Below are 21,975 nucleotides of genomic sequence, written 5' to 3' on the forward strand. Positions count from 1 at the left end.
TCTCAAGCAGATAAACGTAGTTAAACTTAAAATCTAGCCGAAAAGTCTAGAAGAGCGTACCTTATGCTTTCTGGTTTTGGTCTTACAGCGCATTGCGCTCAAACCCAAACCAAGGAAATTTTTGAAAGCGTTGCGAAGCAACGCTTTCAAAAATTTCCTTGTGGTTCGTTTGATCGATAATTGCTGTAACTATGTTGAACTAATTATTTGCGCGTAATTATTTGCGAGTAACTTTTTTTGATTTTTGTGTTCCTCACGATGCTATAAGCTTACACCAAACCTGTAAAGATAAAGATAATGATAAAGATACTATAGTTATTGCTATTCATTGCTTCGTAAGGATAAATCTCTATGTCTCCATTTCGGGTTGGTGTTGCGGGACCTGTCGGCTCTGGAAAAACGGCTCTGGTTGATTCTCTCTGTAAATCAATGCGATCGCATTTCCAAATTGCAGTAGTTACAAACGATATTTACACCCAAGAAGATGCCCAATTTCTCGTCCGCAGCCAAGCCCTAGACCGCGATCGCATCATGGGAGTAGAGACAGGTGGTTGTCCCCATACAGCTATTCGCGAAGATGCCTCCATGAATCTTGCCGCGATCGAGCAATTAGAACTTCGCTTTGAAGATCTCGATTTAATCTTTGTCGAGAGTGGTGGAGACAATCTTGCCTCCACCTTTAGTCCCGAACTCGTGGATTTAACCCTTTACGTAATCGATGTAGCCGCAGGGGATAAAATCCCTCGTAAAGGAGGTCCAGGGATTACTAAATCTGATTTATTAGTAATTAACAAAATCGATCTCGCTCCTTACGTCGGAGCCGATCTCGCGATTATGGAAAGGGATGCTCTAAAAATGCGGGGGGATAAACCCTTTGTATTCAGCAATCTCAAGACTCAAGTTGGTTTAAGTATAATTACCGACTTTATTGTTAAAAAGATGTAAATTACAGCAATTATCGATCAAACGAACCACAAGGAAATTTTTGAAAGCGTTGCTTCGCAACGCTTTCAAAAATTTCCTTGGTTTGGGTTTGAGCGCAAAGCGCTGTAAGTGAATTTAGACAGGAATAGAGAATGAAAATTTCCAGTAGGAACCCCTTTATCAAAGGTATTTGATGGATTGACAACTAGTTACTCCAACCAGATTGAATCACCACAACGAATTGTTCCTGTTTGTATTACTGACATCCGAATACCTGCGATCGTTTTGTTTTGTTTGGTGGTCGTCCTCAAGATATTTAAGTCATTGGGAAGATCACCCTGTGCTAATGTTGTTACTACACAACGAGGGCAAGCAGTATCAATACTCAAGCAAACGCGATCGCCAATTAGCAATTTACCGCCGACCCAAGCATCTTCCATAAAAGCAGGTTCAGAAGATGGGGGCTCGATCAAAATATTGGGGCGAAATCGGCAGGGATTGAATTGCCCCTCAGGGTAAAGGGTTTGCAGCTTATCTAGAGTAGCAGTCGTAATGGCATGGATTGGACAGGAATCAAAAAAAGTGCCTGAGGGCATAAACAATTGGGTAATAGTTTCCCGATTTAAGGCTCCTTCAATATCTGGCCAATACTGATCCAAACTGGGAGATTCGGGGACAACCGAGAGTAATTGTACATCACGCCCCACTGCTTGAGAGAGAATGCTGTCAATATCACGATTATCGCTGGTGGCAGAACTACCGTCAGGCAAAGTGATTGTGACCCTCGCCATCGCTTCTTGACTGTTTTGACCAGTCATTTCCCCTAATTCGGCATGAAAGCCTAAAAGTTTTGCCCATTTCTTCGGGTTCTTCGCACTGGCAATGCGGCTAGTCTCGCGATCCCACAAAGCAAATGAGCGATCGCCCAAAATCCCTGTAGGGATAACTTTTGCTGTCTCAAGTTGTTCGCCTAGCATTGACTTAACAGGATAACGCCAAAGAGAAGTAACTACACCAACTAACGTCCGAGCCATAATTTCCCTTCCTTCTCAATTAGCCCATAGGTATTCCAAACAGTCAAATAAGTTAAAAATGCTAATTCATACCAAGTTAAGAAATGGCATAGCCATTTCTTAACTTGAAAACCCTTATACCAATTCCCAAAATAACAACACCATTTTGGGAACCTCAAAACCTTACTGGGTTTGTTTTTTAATTCGCTGAAGTGAGCCAACACTTCAGTGAATTGGTGTTAGAAATTATCTAAGGAGAGAGTACCGCCCGCGTAGCGGGTGTTACTCACTTTACAAAACTAAATGGCAAGATTAAATAGCAAGATACTGATGGACTAGATCATCGCTCAGATCGGCAGTTGCTCCATTGGCAACAACTGCACCTTTTTCCATAATGAAAAATTTCTGAGCGAGTTGTCTTGCAAAGTCTACTTTCTGCTCGACAACAATGAGGGTGATGCCCTTCTCGCGATTAATCCTCTTTAAAGTTTCCTCAATTTCCTGAACAATCGAAGGCTGAATTCCTTCTGTCGGCTCGTCAAGAAGCATAATCTTGGGATTGCTCATCAGACCGCGAGCGATCGCTAATTGCTGTTGTTGTCCGCCGCTCAATAAACCGCCCTGCCGAGTTAGATGTTGCTTGAGCATTGGGAAAAACTCAAAGATTTCATCGGGAATCTTACGATACTTCTTTTGTCCAGCGGACATGCCAAGTTTGAGATTATCCAAAACCGATAGGTAGGGAATAATTTCTCTCCCTTGGGGAATGTAGGAAATACCATAGCGAGCGCGTTTAAACGTTGGCACTTTGGTAATGTTATCTGCGTCAAAAACAATATTCCCAGACATGACTTTATTCAGCCCGATGACACTACGAAGCAGTGTCGTCTTTCCCACACCATTACGACCGAGCAGACAAGCGATATCACCTTGCTCGATCGCCATATTCACTCCGAACAACACGGGTGTTTGTCCGTAAGAAACCGTAACATCAGTTAGTTCAAGCAGCATCGATTTGTTCGCGTCCTAAATATACTTCAATTACTTTGGGATTTGATTGCACTTCACTGACTGACCCTTCAGTCAATTTTTCTCCTTGATGGAGTACCACAATGCGCTGAGCAATTTGCTTAACAAATTCCATGTCATGCTCGATAACCACAACAGAGTGATTCTGAGAAATCGTTTTAATGATTTCCCCAGTCAAATGCGTTTCATCTGGGGTCATTCCTGCAGTGGGCTCATCTAGTAGTACTACAGAAGGATCCTGCGCAATGACCATCCCAATTTCTACCCACTGTTTCTGTCCGTGGGAAAGCGAGGATACTTTTGAATATCCCTTTTCCAAAAGTCCAACGCGATCGAGAACAGTGATGATTTTATCCCTCTTAGCTGCGGTTAATTTGGACTTGATCGAAGAGAAAACTCCATGCGATCCTTTTAAAGCTAATAAGATATTGTCAAATACGGTTAACTCATTGTAGACATTAGGATTTTGGAATTTACGTCCGATGCCCATCCTTGCTACTTCAAAAGCACTGCGATTCGTAATATCTTTACCGTGATAAAATACATGCCCCGAAGCTACTGGAGATTTACCAACGATGGCATCGAGTAAGGTGCTTTTCCCAGCCCCATTCGGACCAATGATCGTCACAATCTCATTTTCACCGACATCTAAGTTAACTCCCTTTAAAGCTTTGAATCCAGAAAAAACCACCTTTAGGTCTTTTATCGATAAAATTGCTCCTTCAGTGTGAGTAACTGGAGCGGAATCAATTGATGCGGATGTGGTTGTGTTCATAATTTGAACCCTTTTTAATTATTAAATTAATTATTAAGTGTACGCAATATTGTTGAGGTTTTCTATCTATAACCATGCAACGAGCCATAATTAAGATCGTAACTTCAAAAAACTCAAAATCTAGCTCGATCTCTCTAACTGATTATTTTTCTTGCCAAGAAGTTTTTTTGGAATCAAGCTCATTAGACCATCGGGAAGAAATAAAACAACCACCATCAGAATCACGCCTACAATCAATTGCCAATCTTGGGTAATTCGATCTACGGAGTTTTGAATTTGTCCCAATAAAATTGCCGCAATGATTGGACCAAAAAGTGTACCTCTACCACCGACAGCTACCCAAATTACGACTTGGGTTCCAAAGGCAACATTGAGATAGACGGGGGAAATAAAGTTGTTTAAGGGGACAAACAATCCGCCAGCGATACCAGCAATTGCTGCGGAAAGTGTCCAGATAAATATCTTGAAACTAGCAACATCATAGCCGAGGAAAGAAATTCTCTTTTCGTTCTCTTTAATCGATCGCAGAATCAATCCAAAGTTAGATTGGGTTAACCACCAACCACCTGCAATTACTAAAGTGGCGAATAGGAGGATGATGAAATATAAACCGATAGGCGGGACTTCTGCCCCAAAAAGTATGAGTTTAGATACATCCGTAATGCCATTGGTTCCTCCCGTATAGGCTTGTTGACTGACAAAGAAAGTCGTCAATGCTGAGGAGATTGCTAGGGTAATTACAGTGATGTAAACACCACTCACTTTAGAACGAAAGATGAATGAGCCGATCGCATAGGCAAATCCAGCAGGAATAACTACGGTGGCAATGACAGCGATCGGGAAATACTGTAACGGTGCGATGAACCAAGGCAATTCCTTTAAGCCATTCCAGACCATGAAGTCGGGAAGCGTACCGCCATAGTTATTAGCCGTGGCAGATAGGTTTAGCTTCAGGTAATATGCCATCGCATATCCCCCTAAAGTGAAAAATACCCCATGGGCGAAGCTGAGAATTCCTGTAAATCCCCAGATTAGGTCTAAAGAAACACCTAGAGTTCCAAACAATAACAACTTTGCCATCAAGTTAGTTTGGAAAGTACCAGCCACAAAGGGAAAAATCACAAAAATTAGCAAGACTATGGCACTAGTAATGAGCCATCTTTTGGGAACAAAATTTGCTTGTCGTATGCGACCTACTACTTCAGCCATCTCTAAGCCTCCATTGAATTTTGAAAATTGACGCTATATTTACTGAAATATTTACTGAAATAAAACTCAAGCTTTTATTAGAAGTGTCGCAGATAATGATTGTAATAAGAACCTAATAATTATTTAGACAATTTAGCTACGCTTTTGCACTGTAAATAAGCCTTCGGGACGGTAGCGAATCAAGATAATTACCGCTGCTAAAACAATTACCCTTGCAGTCGGGTCGTTAATTAGATAGGCGATCGCGGCATTGGACTCACCGATTAAAACTGCCCCAGCTAAGACCCCAACTAGCTTGTCAACACCACCCGTAACTACAGTCATCCAAGCGTCAACTAGATAATCCTGTCCCATCGGTGGAGCAACGCTCTTAAGCGATGAAATAACTGTGCCTGCAATTCCTGCTAACCCGCAACCATAGGCAAAGGTGATCATATCCACAAGACTTGTATTTACACCTAGGCACTTCGCCATATCTCGGTTCTGAGTAACAGCTCTAACTTCTCGTCCCAGAGTCGTACCGTAAAGTAAGAAAGCAGTCATTCCGAGTAGGAACAAAGCCATAAAGATAATGAATAGGCGATAGTAGGAAATCTCGATCGCCTGTCCTCCGATTTGAAATGGAGTCCAGTTACCACGAATGTAGGGAGGAGCTTTAACATACTTCAATTGGGCGGTGAAGATGAGCTTGATGACCCCTTGCAGGACGATACTTAACCCCCAAGTCGCCAGCAATGTCTCTACAGCCCGCCCGTAAAGTCGTCGGACAATTGTTAACTCGATAATTGCACCGACAAACGCCGTAAACAAAAAAGAGAAGGGAATTGTCATCAACAAGTCCATTTTGAAATTACTTTGCAATACGAATGTTGTATAGGCTCCTAACATGATGAATTCACCATGGGCAAGGTTAATTATTCGCATTACACCAAAGGTGATGGCTAGCCCTAACCCCGTCAATAGCAAAATTCCGATAATACCGACTCCATTTAAAAGCTGATTAGTGACAGCGATCGGATCGATCGATTTTGCGGGTGGGGTTGATTGAGCTAAGTGAATCAGCGAGGATAGTACATTAAATGAAAAAACGTTCATGGGATTCTTAAATTAGAGCTTAGAGTAGTATCGTTCGCTATTTCAAGTTTACTTATTAAGTCAATAATCTCTGACCCCTTACGAAGTCAGAGATTATTGACTCAAGTTAGAAATCTAGGCTTCTTTCAGAAATTCAGCTGGAATATCTTTCTTCGTCTCAACGTTAGGGCTGCTGCGATCGTCGGGAGTTTTATGGACACAAAGACGACCCTTGTAGAGTGCTTGGCTCCAAGGAATTGGCTTAACCGCAGCCTTGGTGGAAAATACGATTTCTGCCTGACCATCAGACTTCCACTTGCCAATTCTGGAATAGAGGTAGGTGTGATAGTTGTCGGGGTCAGATTTTACCGTGCCCTGAGGAGCCTTGAAGACTTGTCCTCTGGTAGCTTCGCGGAGGTTAGCGGTATTGAATTCCTTCCCTTCCTTCGCCATCTTTTCCATTGCTTGAGCCATGAAGAAGGTTTGGATATAGGCTGCTTCCATAACTCCATTAGTAACGCGATCCTTACCAAACTTAGCCTTGAACTGCTCTACGAATGCCTTGTTTTCAGGAGTGTCAACGGTTTGGAAGTAGTTAAAACTACTGTAATGACCTTCGGCAAATTCTGGTCCCATGGCTTGAATTTCTTCTTCTGTGGTAGGGAAAGCCATGATCGGAATGTCTTTGGAGGTGATCCCAGCATCCTTAAGCTGCTTATAGAATGCAGGGATACTGTCTCCTACCAGATTGCTCAAGATGAAGTTTGGCTTGGCTTGCTTGATCTTGTTGATGATCGTAATAAATTCGGTTGTACCAAGAGCCGCATATTCATCTCCCACAACTTCACCGCCACCATTGACTAGCTCAGCTTTAGCGATCCGATTGCTTTCTTTAGGATAAATGTAGTCAGATCCGATGAAGAAACCTTTCTTTCCAAAATTCTTGATACAGTATGGAATTGAATCGGTAATTTGTTGGTTAGGTGCTGCACCAGTGTAGAAAACATTGGAACTACATTCGTTTCCTTCATAATAGACAGGGTAGTAAAGAATGCTGTTCTTTTCTTCAAAGACTGGCAGCACTGACTTGCGGCTCGCAGATGTATAACAGCCGAGAACGCATACCACCTTGTCCTCATCAATCAAACGCTTGGACATTTGGTTGTACAAATCCCAGTTGGAGTCAGGGTTTACCACAACCTTTTCAATCATTTGACCGTTAATTCCTTTCTTACCAGCCCAAGGACCCGTACCCTCGTTGATTTGGTCGATCGCAAGGAAGGTTGCATCCTGTAATGATTTTTCAACAATGGCGATTGTACCTGTGGTGGAATACATGACACCAACTTTGATGCCTTTTTTCCCATCCGCCGCAGGTGAGGCTGAAGAAGTAGCACCACTTGATGAGGTGGTAGTAGTCTTCGTGGTATCACCACCGCCTTGACCGCAAGCAACCATAATACTGCTAGCAGCGGCAAAAGATCCGTACTTAATAAAGCGGCGGCGCGTGAGCCCGCCTTCGTTTGAGCTATTCAATTTCATTGCCTGAAACTCTCCTTAATTGTTTTAAAACTCACACCAAACAATAGCTGACTGCTAAATTAATGTCCGACCATCCAAGGACGACTGCCTGAATGATACTGAACATTTGATGTTTTTGGCTCTCGATCAACTTTGACCATCTTTGGCTCTGAACTTACTGCTTTTGCCACCTGAGATCTTGAAAGAGTCATCGGTGGAGAAAAGACCCGCCTTCCTTGCTCATTACATTCTGGGCAGTGAGCAGGAGAACTCGATTCAGCCATTGAACGCCACACATCAAACACACCACATTCTTCGCAGCGAAATTCATAAAGAGGCATATTTCTTTTCTAAACTGGAAGAATATTTTTGTCAAATATGGCAGTGGGAATAGCGATCGTACAGCAGGCATTGGGAATGTCTACGATACCGCTCACCCTTCCTTCTATGGGTGCACAACTAAGCAACATGTAAGCTTGCTCACCTGTATAACCGAACTTCTTGAGATATTCGATCGCATTCAAGCAAGCCTGACGGTAGGCAATATGTACATCCATAAAGTACTGCTTACCCGTATATTCATCAACGGAAATTCCTTCAAATACGAGGAATTCTGAATAACGGGGCTCTACTGGACCGGGCTTAAAGATAGGATTAACCATTCCATACTTCTCTACACCACCCTTGATGATATCGACATGGATATCAATAAAGCCAGCCATTTCAATAGCGCCACAGAAAGATATTTCACCGTCTCCTTGAGAGAAGTGAAGATCGCCCATCGATAGCTTTGCACCTTCTATATAAACTGGGAAGTAGATCCGAGTTCCTCTAGATAGGTTTTTAATATCGCAGTTACCGCCATGTTCGCGTGGTGGAATTGTCCGTGCTGCCTCGGCTGCTACACGCTCGTACTCGGACTGAGGTAACGTTCCTAAAATGGCATTGGTGGGATTAGGGAGTGCGGCTAAAACGGATACGCCATCAATGTTTACTCCAGCTCCGTAGGTGCGGCGATCTGGCTGTGTAGCCATGAGTTCAGTTTCGCGCTTGTTCCATTTTGCCAGAAGCTCGTGGGAGGGAGCGCAACCAATTAGCCCAGGATGGGTAATTCCTGCAAATTTTACGCCAGGAATATGTCGTGAGGTTGCATAGATCCCTTGAAAATCCCAGATTGCTTTAGAAGCTTCGGGATAATGATCGGTTAAAAATCCGCCACCATTTTTTTTGTCAAAGATACCTGTAAAGCCCCATTCATCGCCTTGGAGAGCACCGATATCGACGAGATCTACTACCAGAATATCTCCAGGTTCTGCTCCATTTACCCAAATTGGACCGCTCAGAACGTGAGGAATCGTCAAATCTACATCACGAACATCATCGGGACTATCATCATTTTTAATTTGACCATCAGTCCAATCCTTACATTCAATACGAAATACGTCACCAGGATTAACTGAAGCTATGGCTGGAATGTCTGGATGCCAACGGTTGTGTCCGGGTAACTCTTGTTGACTCATGGGCTTAGTGAGATCAACTTTGAATAGCGTCTTAGGCATAAAATCTTTCTAAATCTGTAAAAGAACAAGAAAAGCTGAACTCTATAGAAAGCTACATACACTAATGGGTGTATGTAATCGGAACTTAACCAAATTTCAACGTTCTTAACAAATACTGCGTTACTTTTTCTTTCCATTCTGTCATGGTTTATACCAAACACGATACGCTTACACTAAGCTGAACAATTTATGAATGAAGTAGTGTAAATGTAAACTGCCATGCAATTAAAAATTAAAAAAATCTGAAGTCACATGGCGATCGCCCAAATAAAGCCCAAATAAAAATGGCGATCGCCACTCGCCTTAGAGCAAAATCAAAACCGAAGGAGAGAAGTTTGGCGCAAAGCGCCAAACTTCTCTCCTTCGGTTTAAGACATGAATGCATTTGGCGATGGCTATAAAAATAAGAATGCTAGGATATTCACATTGCGAGCCGAATAAACTGTATAAATTGATGCATAGATGCATATTTAAGTAGCTAGGCGCAATTAAATATAAAATCCCAAAACCTGTAGCGCACACTGTGCGTGCGCTACAGGTTTTGATTCTGGGTTTTAATTATGCCCAACTACTTAGTGATTTAATTTGTTGGCTAGATAAATTGTCAAATGATCAGATCAATAGATGACTGTATGTATAAACCATGGACTGGAAACTTAGAACTAAAGTTTAGTAGGAGAGATTTATCAACTCAGTTGATTTACAATTATGCTTTAGCTCCGTGGAAAATACAGCGATCGCTTTATCCAGAAGGAGAGGAAGTTTGCCATTGCGTTCTATTGCATACCGCAGGTGGTTTAGTGGGTGGCGATCGCCTATCTGCCAAAATCCATCTTCAACCCTATACCCAAGCCCTGATCACGACTGCCGCCGCTAGTAAGGTCTATCGCAGTTCTGGTGCGGAATCTTGGCAAAATATCCATATTCACATTGATGAAGGCGCAAATTTGGAATGGTTCCCTCAAGAGACGATCGCCTTTGCCGAATCAAAGTATCGACAAACTACGAGAATTGAGTTAGCGCCAGATGCAACTATTACTATGTGGGAAATCGTTAGGTTTGGAAGGACGGCACGGGGTGAAAAATTTCTCGATGGTAATTGGCGATCGCATACTGAGGTATGGCGAGACCAAAGCCCTTTGTGGATTGATCGGCAATATCTGCATGGAAACCCTGAAATGTTAGATAGTCCGAATGGATTAAATGCCCATGCGATCGCCGCTAGTTTCATTTTTGTAGGAACAACGGTAGAACCCGAACTGATCGATCGTATCCGCTCTACTTGGGAAGAGGGAAATTATCAAGGGAAATCAAGCGTTACGCGATCGCTTGCAGGTTTAGTTTGTCGCTATTGCGGTGACTCCTCTGGCGATGCGCGTAAATGGTTTCAGCAAATTTGGCAGCTTTTGCGTGTATCCTATAGAAATAGAAAGATATGCGTACCGAGAGTTTGGTAAGCTTTTAATTTTGGCTTTGCCAAAATTAAAAGCTAATTAAATGCGTACCTAGAGGTTGGTAGATATTCATGCAACTTACGCCCCAAGAAAAAGATAAACTATTGATTTTTACGGCTGCATTATTAGCTGAGCGTCGTAAAGCTAAAGGTTTGAAGTTAAATTATCCCGAAGCGATCGCGTTTATTACTGCGGAGATTTTGGAAGGAGCAAGGGAAGGTCGCACGGTTGCCGAGTTAATGTCCTACGGGGCGACTTTGCTCAGTCGTGATGATGTGATGGAAGGCATCTCCGAAATGATTCATGATGTGCAAGTAGAAGCAACTTTTCCCGATGGTACAAAATTAGTTACCGTACATAATCCTATTCGCTAATTCAGCTATGGAGGTTTGAGATGATGGCGATCGCTAAAGTTCAAGATTCACAAACTAAATCAAAGCTGACCTATGAAAAATTCGTCAATCTGCGGCTTACCGACGGACGCTATGAATTTGTTAATGGAGAAGTCGTTAAAGTGGTAAATACTAGACAGCATGAAGATGTTGTTGCGTTCGTTTATAAAAAATTTGATCGAGAAATTGATAGATTAAATTTGGATTTTGTGGTGCGTCAAAATGTGAGCATTAGGACTATAGCTAATAGTGATAAACAGAGTAGAGTACCAGATTTGAGTGTGATTGACAGGGAATTTTGGCAATCTAATCCATCTGATTATGCCCCATTGCAAAAAACGATTCAGTTAGCAGTAGAAGTCACCTCAACTAATTGGGATGATGACTACATTGACAAATTTTCAGAATATCAAAGTCTTGGTATTCCCGAATATTGGATTGTGGATTATTTAGCGATCGCTAGTCGTGAATGTTTAGGTAATCCCAAAATCCCCACGGTGTTTGTTAATTTACTAAATGAAAATGGTAAATATCAAACAACTAGATTTACAGGAGATGACAAAATTATTTCGCAGACTTTTCCTGAACTAGATTTAACTGCTGCTCAAATTCTCAACATCTAGGATGTAGTGCGAAACGCTACACCCTCATTAAGTAACAATGGAGATGAATCTATGATTGTTGGTGAAATTATTACTCAAGAAGGTGATATCGAATTGAACGCTGGGCGAGAGGTGGTTACGCTCAAGGTTGCAAATTCAGGCGATCGCCCCATCCAAGTTGGTTCGCACTATCACTTTTATGAAACCAATCGCGCATTGATCTTTGATCGCGATCGCGCCAAAGGTACGCACCTTGATATTCCTGCGGGGACTTCCATCCGCTTTGAGCCTGGAGATGAGAAGGATGTGAATCTCGTTCCCTATGTGGGTACTCGCGAGATTTATGGATTTAATGCTTTAGTAGAAGGCAAATTGGAGAATTAAACGAATGAGTTACAGAATGTCCCGCCGCGCCTATGCAGAAACCTATGGTGCAACCGTTGACGATAAGGTTCGCTTAGCCGATACCGAATTGTTTATTGAAGTGGAACGCGACTACACCACCTATGGGGATGAAGTCAAATTTGGTGGCGGGAAAGTAATCCGCGATGGTATGGGACAGTCACCGATTACCAATGCCAATGGAGCAGTGGATCTGGCGATTACCAATGCCCTGATTCTCGATTGGTGGGGCGTGGTCAAAGCCGATGTGGGGATTAAAGATGGCAGGATTGTGGCGATCGGTAAAGCGGGAAATCCTTACATTCAAGATAACGTCAATATCATTATCGGTGCAGGTACGGAAATTATCGCAGGAGAAGGACGCATTCTTACCGCAGGGGGTATTGATACCCATATTCATTTCATCTGTCCGCAACAGATCGAAGTAGCGATCGCTTCTGGTATTACAACCATGATTGGTGGTGGTACGGGGCCTGCGGTCGGCACAAATGCCACGACTTGCACCCCTGGACCTTGGAATATGTACCGCATGTTGCAAGCCGCCGATGCCTTCCCGATGAATTTGGGCTTTCTCGGCAAAGGCAATAGCAGCAAGCCTGAAGGCTTGGTCGAACAGGTGGAAGCAGGAGCGATCGGACTCAAACTCCATGAGGATTGGGGAACGACTCCCGCTACGATCGATACTTGTTTGGGTGTTGCCGATGAATACGACGTACAGGTTGCTATCCACACGGATACACTGAACGAAGCAGGATTTGTAGAAGATACGATCGCCGCTTTTAAGAATCGCGTGATCCATACCTATCACACCGAAGGCGCAGGTGGCGGTCACGCTCCCGATATCATCAAAATTTGTGGTGAAGCGAACGTTCTCCCTTCTTCCACAAATCCTACTCGTCCCTATACCTTAAATACTTTAGACGAACACCTCGATATGCTGATGGTCTGTCACCATCTCGATCCTAGTATTCCTGAAGATGTTTCTTTTGCCGAATCAAGAATCCGTCGTGAAACGATCGCTGCTGAAGATATTCTTCATGATATCGGCGCATTTAGTATGATTTCCTCTGACTCGCAAGCAATGGGAAGAGTTGGCGAAGTAATTATCAGAACTTGGCAAACCGCTCACAAAATGAAAGTGCAGCGAGGCGTTCTCTCTAGTCCCGAAATCACCAGAGCCGACAATTTCCGTGCTCAGCGTTATGTGGCAAAATACACGATCAATCCTGCGATCGCCCATGGTATCTCCGAATATGTCGGTTCTGTTGAAGTGGGCAAAATCGCCGATCTAGTGCTGTGGCATCCTGCATTTTTTGGCGTAAAACCCGAAATGGTACTTAAGGGAGGCTTCATCGCATGGTCGCAGATGGGCGATGCGAATGCCAGTATTCCCACGCCGCAACCAGTCTATATGCGTCCGATGTTTGGCAGCTATGGCGGTGCGATCGCGCCTACATCCTTTACTTTTGTTTCTCAAGCTGCTATGGAACGAGGTATTCCTAGTCAATTAGGTTTGAAGAAGCAGGTACTAACAGTTAAAGGAACCCGTAATATTAGCAAACGCGACTTAAAGCTCAATGATGCTTTGCCAGTGATGGAAGTAGATCCAGAGACCTATGAAGTTCGTGCTGATGGCGAATTATTGACCTGTGAGCCTGCGTCAGTATTGCCGATGGCTCAGCGATATTTCTTGTTTTAAGTAGCTAGGCATAAGTAAACTTAAAACCTAGAAGAGCATACCGCCCGCGTAGCGGGCGGTATGCTCTCTGGTTTTGGTTTTTAATTATGCCGAACTACTTAGAACTTCTAACCCTATAAAAAAGGAACCGATTTTTTGTGGCGCAGCTAAGCCACGCTACAAAAAATCGGTTCCTTTTTAAATTGCAGAACCCTTACAATCCTAATGCAGCTAAAATGTCACTGGCATGGGTGGATGTGTTGATTGCAGTATCGACAAGAATTATTTTCCCTTCGGGGCTAATCACATAGGTGACACGCTTGGCATAACCACCACCATCAACATCATAAGCTTGGATCAACGCTTTGTTGGTATCCGCCAATAATGGGAAATTGAGGTCGTATTTAGCGGTGAAGGCTTGATGGGCAGCTTCATCATCAGCACTGACTCCTAAAACCACCACATCTTTACCTTCGTATTGAGATTTGGCATCGCGGAAGCTACAGGCTTCTTTTGTACAACCGGGGGTATCGTCTTTAGGATAGAAGTACAATACTACGGTTTTTCCAGCAAAATCAGATAAAGATACTGTATTGCCGTTGGTATCTTGGGCGGTAAACTTTGGGGCATCTGTACCTACTGCTAGAGGCATAATTAACCTTTTGATATTTGTGGATAATGTTGGGATTTTAGCACAGCTAAAATTTTAGACAGTGTTAAGTAGTTCGGCATAATTAAAAACCAAAACCCAGAAGAGCATACCGCCCGCTGCGCGGGCGGTATGCTCTTCTAGGGTTTAAGTTTACTTATGTCTAGCTACTTACAGCAATTATCGATCAAACGAACCACAAGGAAATTTTTGAAAGCGTTACAAAGCAACGCTTTTAAAAATTTCCTTGGTTTGGGTTTGAGCGCAAAGCGCTGTAGGTGATGTTTACGCAATTAATTACGCAATTAATTACGCATAATTACGCAATTAACTGTTTCGCTGCTTCGACTTGAATTCTGACTTGGTCAAAACCAGTCCCACCATAACTATTCCGAACCTTGACCACCTGTGCGGGCGCGATCGCATCGACAATATCTGCCTCAAATTGGGGATGGAAAGTTTTCCAACGCTCAACGGATAGATCCTTTAGCAAAATTCCTTCACTCGTGCAGGTTTTGACCAACTTCCCAACCAATTGATAGGCTTCGCGGAAAGGTACTCCCTTAGAAGCCAGATAATCGGCAACATCGGTAGCATTAGAGAAGTCCTCCGCAACAGCTTCGGCAAGGCGTTTGGGCTGAAATTCAATACCTTCTTCCACGAGAATCGTCATGGCTTCCAAACAAGCCCGAACGGTTACGACGGCATCAAAAATTCCTTCCTTATCCTCCTGCATATCTTTGTTATAGGCTAGAGGCAAGCCCTTGATAATTGTCAGTAAGCCTTGGAGATGTCCGAATACGCGCCCAGTTTTGCCGCGAACTAGTTCGGGCACGTCGGGATTTTTCTTTTGGGGCATAATGCTGGAACCCGTACTAACGCGATCGCTAAGCTTCACGAAACTAAATTCCTGCGATGACCAAAGAATGACTTCTTCAGAAAGGCGACTCAAATGCACCATAATCAGGCTGGCAGCGCAAAGAAACTCTACCGCAAAATCGCGATCGGATACGCCATCAAGACTATTACGAGCAACGGAACCAAAATCCAATAGCTCGGCAGTGTAGTGGCGATCGATGGGGTGGGGCGTACCCGCTAAAGCCCCTGAACCGAGGGGACAAACATTGACCCTTTGATAAATCTCATCTAGTCTCGTCCAGTCACGCTGAGCCATCTCGAAATATGCTAAAAGATGATGGGCGAGGCTAATCGGCTGGGCGCGTTGCAAATGGGTATAACCAGGAATAAAAGTCTCGACATTTTGCTCGGCTTTATTGACGAGGGTTTGCTGCCAAGTTCTCAGGTCAGTCTGAATTTTGCGGATCTGGTCGCGCAAATATAACCTTACATCAGTGGCAACTTGGTCGTTGCGCGATCGCGCTGTATGTACCTTTTTACCCACATCTCCGATCAGATCAGTGAGGCGGCGTTCTACGGCAAAATGAACATCCTCGGCATCAATACCGGGATTAAAATCCCCTGCTCGATATTCTTGGCGGATCTGTTCTAGCCCGTTAACAAGCATCTCTCCTTCTTCAGCACTGATAATCCCTACTTTCGCCAACATGCGCGAATGCGCCTGCGATCCCGTAATGTCATATTCAATTAAATTAATATCAAAACTGATACTGGCATTAAATCTAGCGATCGCTGGATGCAGCGCGGTCTCGAATCGCTGACTCCAAGGTTGGGTGGCTGTTGGCTGGCTCATACAAAAAAACTGTAGTACTTGAAAGTTTAGTTTACTTTTTGACAAGAGGTTTTGCGCCTTTTTGTCATAAGTTCATTATTTAACCGCTTTCCCATCGCCATTTTCGTACAGCACGGACAATGCTAAGTAGCTAAGAAGAGAATGGTGGCGCGAAGCGCCACCATTCTCTTCTTGGGCAACAAATAGCTATGAAAGTAATCTTTACAAAATTTTTCTACATCTAGTGTCTGCTATGATGCTAAGTGGTAATTTAAACGCTAGATTTGTTTATGGTGGCTCAAATTAAAACGACTCAGATCGAGACGCAGCAAACAAAAAATAATCATGATCGCCCCAATCAGACCAAGACTAACTCCGCAGATTCTAACTCGCTCAAGGGCTCATCGATTGTGACTCCACTTAAAGGCAATGTCCAAGTCTTCATCGCGCCCCACCGCAATCTTTATGCTGACATCATCGCTCAAGCTTTGAGGGTAGCAGGTCAGGGTACTCAAGTATTACTCGTGCAACTTTTTCAAACGGGGATTAATCAAGGTTTGAATAATCCTCGTCGGCTAGTTGAAAACTTTGAGTGGATGCGTTGTGATGCTCAGCGCGATTTGTCTCGGCATGAGATCGTATTGACGGATGCCGAAAAAATTGCAGTGCTAGACCTATGGGACTATGCCAAAGTAGCCATTAAGTCCTCACCTATGGGGTTGGTCGTAATCGATGAAGTGGATTTGCTAGTTGAGCGATCGCTGATTTCTGAAGAGGAACTGTTGCATGTACTGGAAACGCGATCGCCGAAGGTCAATATTATCTTGACAGGGAGCTCGATGCCATCAAGTATTTCTGACTACGCCGATCAAGTTACCCATCGCCGCAATTAGGGTGGGGCAAGCCATATCCTCAAGATCCGAGCTTAAAGGCTTCTAGGAATAGTCCGTAGGTGATGCCGAGCTTGAGTGAGTTCAGCATTTCCGAAGTTAGGGGTCTGGGCGTTATGGTGCCATCGCTGCGAGTTAATCGCTTTTGACTGTAGACAAAACGGTTGGTCAATTCTACAAAAAAAACCGTAATTGCCGCCGCCAGAATATCTAACTCAGATTTTGCCCCCGTGGAAGTAGAGATTACTGAGGCTAAAAAAAATCCTAGTAATAAACTTATCGCTATCAACGATGTTCTTCGCCAAGGATTGCTCGACCACTGAGATAATCGTCTAATGTTGATATTCACAATCTGACTAAGACGAGTATTTTGCATGGGCTTTCTTAATCGTTGTAATTAAAGCAATAATTAAAATATAGCAATCCTAAATCATTTAACCTAAATCATTTAAGTAGTTCAGCATAATCAAGAAACAAAACCAAAGAGCGTACCGCCCGCTACGCGGGCGGTACGCTCTTCTGGGTCTAACTACTTACAAGAAAAATGGGGCTTCGACTTCGCTCAACCATCGGTGCTTAACCATCGGTACACTTTGGCGGCGCGGAGTCGGAGCCTCTCTCGGCTCATTTAGGATCGCTATAGCTCTATGAGTAATTTTCAATCAGCAATTTGAATTTAATGTCAAAAAAAGTTTTTATTACGGGTGCGAGTGGTTGTGTCGGTCATTATCTGATCGAGATGCTTCTAGAAAAAACTGATTACGACCTATATCTGTTAGTCCGCGATCGCCGCAAATTGCAAATTGACGTAAGCGATCGCCCAAATGTGCATGTTATCGAAGACTCGATGCAGAATATCGGTAATTACCAAGCCCTGCTGCGCACGATGGAGTTTGTAGTGAGTACTGCCGCAGGTTGGGGCGGAGAAGAAGCCTTTGTGGTCAACCGCGATAAAACAATTGAGCTATTTTCGTCACTCGATCCACAGGTATGCGAACGGGCAATTTATTTTTCTACTGCCAGTATCCTTGATTCTCACAATCAGATCATTCCTGAAGCTGGCGAACTTGGGACAAATTATATTGCATCTAAACATGCCTGCTTGGAAACCTTAGAAAATTCTGTTATTCGCGATCGCCTCATTACCGTATTTCCCACGCTCGTTTTTGGCGGCGCAGAAAATAAGCCCTATTCCCATCTTTCCAAGGGGCTAAAGGATATTCTGAAATATGTGCCCTATGCCAGATTCTTAAAAACCGATGGCAGTTTCCATTTTGTCCATGCGATCGACATTGCTCAAATTGTCACTTACTTACTTACTGCGCCATCCGGGCCCGTAGCTCCTGCCCGACCTGCCCGATTAGTATTAGGAATGCAACGTCTCACGGCTCAGGATTTAATTGTTCAGTTCTGCGAATATTTAAACTTAAAAGTTGGTTGGCAATTTGAACTAACACCGTTTCTCGTGGATGCAGTTATCAAACTATTCCGTATCGAAGTTGCCGAATGGGATCGTTTTTGTATTGCTCAACGCCACTTTACCTACGATGTGGTTTCTCCTGAAACCTTTGGAATGGTTTCTCAATATCCTCGTCTCGCCAATTTATTGGCAGAGGTCAAATAAAACAAAAATGAGCGGCGGCGCTTTGCGCCGCCACTCATCTAGGTATCTTTTGAGTTGCTATAGCAGTCCCAAACCATTCTAGTAAGCCTCATGTTCCTGTATCCTTAATTATTAACTTTTTAACAAACTTGTAAACCAAGCGATCGCTATGCCTCAAGCGTATGTACTAGGACTGGGACAGTCGGGAATTTCTGCTGCAAAACTACTCAAAGCTGATGGTTGGCAGGTGACAGTTAGTGATAGTAATAACAGTCCTAGCCTAGAACAAAGGAAACAAGCTTTAGAATCAGAAGGAATTGCTGTTGAGCTTGGTGCTTTCCCAAACTTTGCTCGATTAATTGAAGCGGGGCAAAATATCGATCTTGTGACAGTCAGTCCAGGAGTACCTTGGGATCGTCCAGAAATTGAACAAGCAAGATCCCTAGGGCTTGATACCATTGGCGAAATCGAACTAGCATGGCGCTATCTCAAGCATATTCCTTGGGTGGGTATTACAGGAACCAATGGCAAAACTACGGTCACATCATTAACAGCCGCAATTTTTCAGGCTGCGGGACTAAAGGCGATCGCCTGTGGGAATATTGGCTTTCCTGCTTGCGAAATTGCATTGCAAGTATTGCAAAATCAACTTAAGCCCGATTGGATTATTGCGGAATTAAGTAGTTATCAGATTGAGTCTACCCAAACCGTCTTGCCAGAAATTGGTATCTGGACTACCTTCACGCCCGATCACCTGAACCGTCACTATACTCTTGAAGCCTATCGGAATATCAAGGCAAGTTTGATCGATCGCTCAGCCCATATTGTTCTCAATGGCAACGATCCTAATCTATGTAAATTTGGGGCAGCTATGTGGCCAAAAGCCCTATGGACTGGGGTTGACAATCAAGTTGTGGAAGCCCATACGGATGGTATTTGTATCAATGATGGGTGGGTCAAGTTTCGCGGAGAAGCCATTTTCCCGATTTCCCATTGGCAACTTTTGGGCAAGCATAATCGCCAAAACCTATTAATGTCAGTGGCGGCAGCAAAGTTAGCGGGAATCAGTTCCGAGCATATTGATTTTGCGATATCCCAATTTAAAGGTGTCCCCCATCGGCTGGAGCATATCCGTTTGTACGAGGGAATTGCCTTTATTAATGACAGTAAAGCGACCAATTACGATGCTGCCGAAGTGGGCTTAAAAGCGGTAAAACCACCTGTGGTTTTGATTGCTGGCGGTCAACCCAAACAGGGTGATGCAGATGCATGGCTAGAGCAAATTCGTCAAAGGGCGATCGCGGTTTTATTAATTGGAGAGGCTGCTCCACTATTTGCCGAAATGCTCAACGATGCAGGATTCAAAAACTATGAGATCGTGGAAACCCTAGAACGCGCAGTCAAACAGGCCGCCAAAATTGCCCATAGCCGCGCCCATAATCACCCTAGCCAGCCCCTGCCAACTGTGCTATTCTCGCCTGCATGTGCGAGCTTCGATCAGTTTGCTAACTTCGAGCAACGTGGCGATCGCTTCCGCCAACTCTGTCTAGATCTCGACTAAAAACGCCCATGACCCCATCTTTCCTCCCTAGAGATCTCGCAACTATCAATCTCTTCAAACGTCGCACCGTGCTGATCTGGATAATTTTAGCGGTGGCGATGCTGGGACTAGTGGTGCGTCTAGTATATTTACAGGTCGTTACTTCGTCGGACTTGTTGGAAAAGGCAAGAAGGCAGCAAATGTTTACTTTGCGCCCATTTATCCCGCGACGGACAATCACCGATCGCAAAGGTGCAGTTTTAGCCTTAGATCGTCCTGTCTATACCCTTTTTGCCTATCCTCATTTATACAAAGAAAAGCCCGAAGAGATCGCTGCCAAACTTGCCCCGATTCTCAAGCGCCCAGCCGATAAACTGCTGAGCGTTCTCACCCGCGATACTACTTCCATTCAAGTGGAGTATTGGCTCTCGGAAGAAAGTTCCGATCGCATCTATAACCTGCGACTGGATGGTTTAGAACTCATTCAGCAACGCCATCGTCTCTATCCACAACAGGATCTTGCCTCGGAAATCCTCGGCTATGTAAATGTTGATCACCGAGGACAAGCGGGCATCGAACTCAGCCAAGAAAAACTATTAGAACGTACGGATCAAGCGCCATCGGTCGCGCAGCAGGATGGCAATGGCAAATTTATTCCCAATCGCATTCCTGCGGGCATGATCAATAGCGATCGCACCAGCTTGCAAATGACGATCGATTCGCGGATCCAGCGCACGGCAAGACAGATCCTCAAACAACAGATGGTCAAGTTTAGTGCCAAGCGTGGATCGGTAATCGTTATGGATGTGAGGGATGGTGGTCTACTTACCTTGGTAACCGAGCCCACCTACGACCCTAATCGCTATTATGAGGCGGATGTTAAACTCTTCAAAAATTGGGCGGTTTCCGATCTTTACGAACCTGGTTCGACCTTTAAGCCGCTTAATGTTGCGATCGCCATCGAAGCGGGAGCGATTCAGCCCGATACAGTATTTAATGACGAGGGGGCGCTTACCATAGGTGGTTGGCCAGTGGCAAACTTTGACTATGAACAAGTGGGTGCTGTTGGTCCTTTAAGTATCAGTCAAATCCTCCAGCGATCGAGTAATGTGGGCATGGTGCATATCATCCAACGGATGAAACCATCGGTCTATTATGGTTGGTTAGAGCGCATTGGTTTAGGCGATATTTCAGGCATTGACTTGCCTTCCGAAACCCCCAGCACGCTCAAACCGCAAGAACAATTCATCGAATATGTAATTGAGCCAGCGACAGCAGCCTTTGGGCAAGGTTTTTCCCTAACTCCAATTCAAATGGTGCAACTGCATGGGATTTTAGCTAGTGGCGGTAAGTTGCTTACGCCCCATGTGGTAAAGGGGTTAATTAACGAAGAAGGTGAAGAATACTATCAGCCTAAGTTACCGACTCCTCGCCAAGTTATTTCCCCAGCAACTACACAACGGGTTTTGGAAATGATGACGGATGTCGTAGAAAAGGGGACGGGGTTACCCGCGCGCATTCCTGGTTACCGTCTGGCTGGTAAAACGGGAACTGCTCAAAAAGCATCTTCTACGGGTGGCGGCTATGCCAATGCCAAGATTACTAGCTTTGTCGGTATTTTCCCATCGAAAGAACCACGCTACGTCGTCATAGCCGTAATTGACGAACCTGTGGGTTCTGATGCCTTTGGTTCGACGGTAGCGGCTCCAATTGTCAAAACGGTGATCGAAGATATTATCGTTAGCGAAGGAATTCCCCCTAGCCATCCAGAGGAAGTTATTTCTAAAATTCCTACTATTCCCGATCCTCAGCCTTCTGCATCGCCATCGCCTTCGGCATCGCCCACACAAGATGCGATACCTATCCCTAACACCACCCCCAACGGAACACCAAGTCCTGAGCCTAAACCATCCCGCGATCGCCAGCAATAGCAACCCCAAAAAAGGATGAGTGGCGGCGCAAAGCGCCGCC

At 44.2% G+C, this 21,975-nt stretch carries 21 protein-coding genes; 10 read left to right on the top strand and 11 right to left on the bottom strand.

The window, feature by feature from the left end:
• The first annotated feature begins 351 nt into the window (after positions 1-351).
• Positions 352-945: an urease accessory protein UreG gene (gene ureG / locus PSE7429_RS03985; RefSeq protein WP_009625775.1), complete on the top strand. Its 594-nt coding sequence runs from the start codon at positions 352-354 to the stop codon at positions 943-945.
• 188 nt (positions 946-1,133) lie between these two features.
• Here the strand turns inward: ureG and PSE7429_RS03990 are convergent, their stop codons facing one another.
• From PSE7429_RS03990 to fmdA, 8 genes are all read right to left on the bottom strand, one after another.
• Positions 1,134-1,958, bottom strand: a complete 825-nt coding sequence (locus tag PSE7429_RS03990) for an MOSC domain-containing protein (protein ID WP_009625776.1) — start codon at positions 1,956-1,958, stop codon at positions 1,134-1,136.
• A 291-nt stretch (positions 1,959-2,249) separates the two neighbouring features.
• Positions 2,250-2,948 (bottom strand): urea ABC transporter ATP-binding subunit UrtE, encoded by a 699-nt coding sequence (urtE, locus tag PSE7429_RS03995; RefSeq protein ID WP_009625777.1) that lies wholly within the window; start codon positions 2,946-2,948, stop codon positions 2,250-2,252.
• Positions 2,938-3,741 (bottom strand): urea ABC transporter ATP-binding protein UrtD, encoded by an 804-nt coding sequence (gene urtD, locus PSE7429_RS04000; protein ID WP_009625778.1) that lies wholly within the window; start codon positions 3,739-3,741, stop codon positions 2,938-2,940. The genes urtE and urtD overlap by 11 nt, the downstream gene beginning before the upstream one ends.
• A 120-nt stretch (positions 3,742-3,861) precedes the next feature.
• A complete protein-coding gene (urtC, locus tag PSE7429_RS04005; protein ID WP_009625780.1) occupies positions 3,862-4,950 on the bottom strand; it encodes an urea ABC transporter permease subunit UrtC in 1,089 nt (362 codons plus the stop codon).
• A gap of 132 nt (positions 4,951-5,082) precedes the next feature.
• Entirely contained in the window at positions 5,083-6,045 is a 963-nt protein-coding gene (gene urtB / locus PSE7429_RS04010) for an urea ABC transporter permease subunit UrtB (RefSeq protein ID WP_009625781.1), read from the bottom strand.
• A gap of 114 nt (positions 6,046-6,159) precedes the next feature.
• Complete coding sequence (locus PSE7429_RS04015) at positions 6,160-7,566, bottom strand: ABC transporter substrate-binding protein (RefSeq protein ID WP_009625782.1); 1,407 nt, start codon at positions 7,564-7,566, stop codon at positions 6,160-6,162.
• 59 nt (positions 7,567-7,625) lie between these two features.
• Entirely contained in the window at positions 7,626-7,886 is a 261-nt protein-coding gene (locus PSE7429_RS24155; RefSeq protein ID WP_009625783.1) for an FmdB family zinc ribbon protein, read from the bottom strand.
• A 9-nt stretch (positions 7,887-7,895) separates the two neighbouring features.
• Positions 7,896-9,104: a formamidase gene (fmdA, locus tag PSE7429_RS04025; protein ID WP_009625784.1), complete on the bottom strand. Its 1,209-nt coding sequence runs from the start codon at positions 9,102-9,104 to the stop codon at positions 7,896-7,898.
• A 608-nt stretch (positions 9,105-9,712) separates the two neighbouring features.
• Between fmdA and PSE7429_RS04030 the strand changes: the two genes are divergently transcribed.
• The 5 genes from PSE7429_RS04030 to ureC all read left to right on the top strand — a co-directional run bounded on the left by PSE7429_RS04030 (position 9,713) and on the right by ureC (position 13,653).
• On the top strand, positions 9,713-10,561 hold the full coding sequence (locus PSE7429_RS04030) for an urease accessory protein UreD (protein ID WP_040687221.1): 849 nt from the start codon (positions 9,713-9,715) through the stop codon (positions 10,559-10,561).
• A gap of 68 nt (positions 10,562-10,629) precedes the next feature.
• Positions 10,630-10,932 (top strand): urease subunit gamma, encoded by a 303-nt coding sequence (gene ureA / locus PSE7429_RS04035; protein ID WP_009625786.1) that lies wholly within the window; start codon positions 10,630-10,632, stop codon positions 10,930-10,932.
• A 23-nt stretch (positions 10,933-10,955) separates the two neighbouring features.
• On the top strand, positions 10,956-11,573 hold the full coding sequence (locus tag PSE7429_RS04040; protein ID WP_009625787.1) for a Uma2 family endonuclease: 618 nt from the start codon (positions 10,956-10,958) through the stop codon (positions 11,571-11,573).
• A gap of 51 nt (positions 11,574-11,624) precedes the next feature.
• The gene (locus PSE7429_RS04045) at positions 11,625-11,936 is read left to right on the top strand and encodes an urease subunit beta (RefSeq protein WP_009625788.1); all 312 of its coding nucleotides are present in this window, start codon (positions 11,625-11,627) and stop codon (positions 11,934-11,936) included.
• 4 nt (positions 11,937-11,940) lie between these two features.
• Positions 11,941-13,653 (top strand): urease subunit alpha, encoded by a 1,713-nt coding sequence (gene ureC, locus PSE7429_RS04050; RefSeq protein WP_009625789.1) that lies wholly within the window; start codon positions 11,941-11,943, stop codon positions 13,651-13,653.
• A 193-nt stretch (positions 13,654-13,846) separates the two neighbouring features.
• Here the strand turns inward: ureC and PSE7429_RS04055 are convergent, their stop codons facing one another.
• Together PSE7429_RS04055 and argH are read right to left on the bottom strand one after the other, a co-directional pair.
• A complete protein-coding gene (locus tag PSE7429_RS04055; protein WP_009625790.1) occupies positions 13,847-14,284 on the bottom strand; it encodes a peroxiredoxin in 438 nt (145 codons plus the stop codon).
• Positions 14,285-14,600: 316 nt separating this feature from the next.
• Positions 14,601-15,992, bottom strand: coding sequence for an argininosuccinate lyase (argH, locus tag PSE7429_RS04060; RefSeq protein WP_009625791.1), 1,392 nt, complete (start codon positions 15,990-15,992; stop codon positions 14,601-14,603).
• 269 nt (positions 15,993-16,261) lie between these two features.
• On the opposite strand from argH, the gene PSE7429_RS04065 reads away from it, so the two are divergent.
• Complete coding sequence (locus tag PSE7429_RS04065) at positions 16,262-16,864, top strand: cob(I)yrinic acid a,c-diamide adenosyltransferase (protein WP_009625792.1); 603 nt, start codon at positions 16,262-16,264, stop codon at positions 16,862-16,864.
• Positions 16,865-16,883: 19 nt separating this feature from the next.
• Here PSE7429_RS04065 and PSE7429_RS04070 read toward each other — a convergent pair whose 3' ends face one another.
• The gene (locus PSE7429_RS04070) at positions 16,884-17,237 is read right to left on the bottom strand and encodes a DUF565 domain-containing protein (protein WP_009625793.1); all 354 of its coding nucleotides are present in this window, start codon (positions 17,235-17,237) and stop codon (positions 16,884-16,886) included.
• Positions 17,238-17,540: 303 nt separating this feature from the next.
• Here PSE7429_RS04070 and PSE7429_RS04075 point away from each other — a divergent pair, with 303 nt between their 5' ends.
• The 3 genes from PSE7429_RS04075 to PSE7429_RS04085 all read left to right on the top strand — a co-directional run bounded on the left by PSE7429_RS04075 (position 17,541) and on the right by PSE7429_RS04085 (position 21,935).
• On the top strand, positions 17,541-18,485 hold the full coding sequence (locus tag PSE7429_RS04075; RefSeq protein WP_009625794.1) for an NAD-dependent epimerase/dehydratase family protein: 945 nt from the start codon (positions 17,541-17,543) through the stop codon (positions 18,483-18,485).
• Positions 18,486-18,633: 148 nt separating this feature from the next.
• Positions 18,634-20,025: a UDP-N-acetylmuramoyl-L-alanine--D-glutamate ligase gene (gene murD / locus PSE7429_RS04080; RefSeq protein ID WP_009625795.1), complete on the top strand. Its 1,392-nt coding sequence runs from the start codon at positions 18,634-18,636 to the stop codon at positions 20,023-20,025.
• Positions 20,026-20,033: 8 nt separating this feature from the next.
• A complete protein-coding gene (locus PSE7429_RS04085) occupies positions 20,034-21,935 on the top strand; it encodes a peptidoglycan D,D-transpeptidase FtsI family protein (RefSeq protein WP_009625796.1) in 1,902 nt (633 codons plus the stop codon).
• Positions 21,936-21,975 lie beyond the last annotated feature (40 nt).

This window comes from Pseudanabaena biceps PCC 7429 (assembly GCF_000332215.1).
In the GTDB taxonomy this organism is placed as follows: Bacteria; Cyanobacteriota; Cyanobacteriia; order Pseudanabaenales; family Pseudanabaenaceae; genus Pseudanabaena; species Pseudanabaena biceps.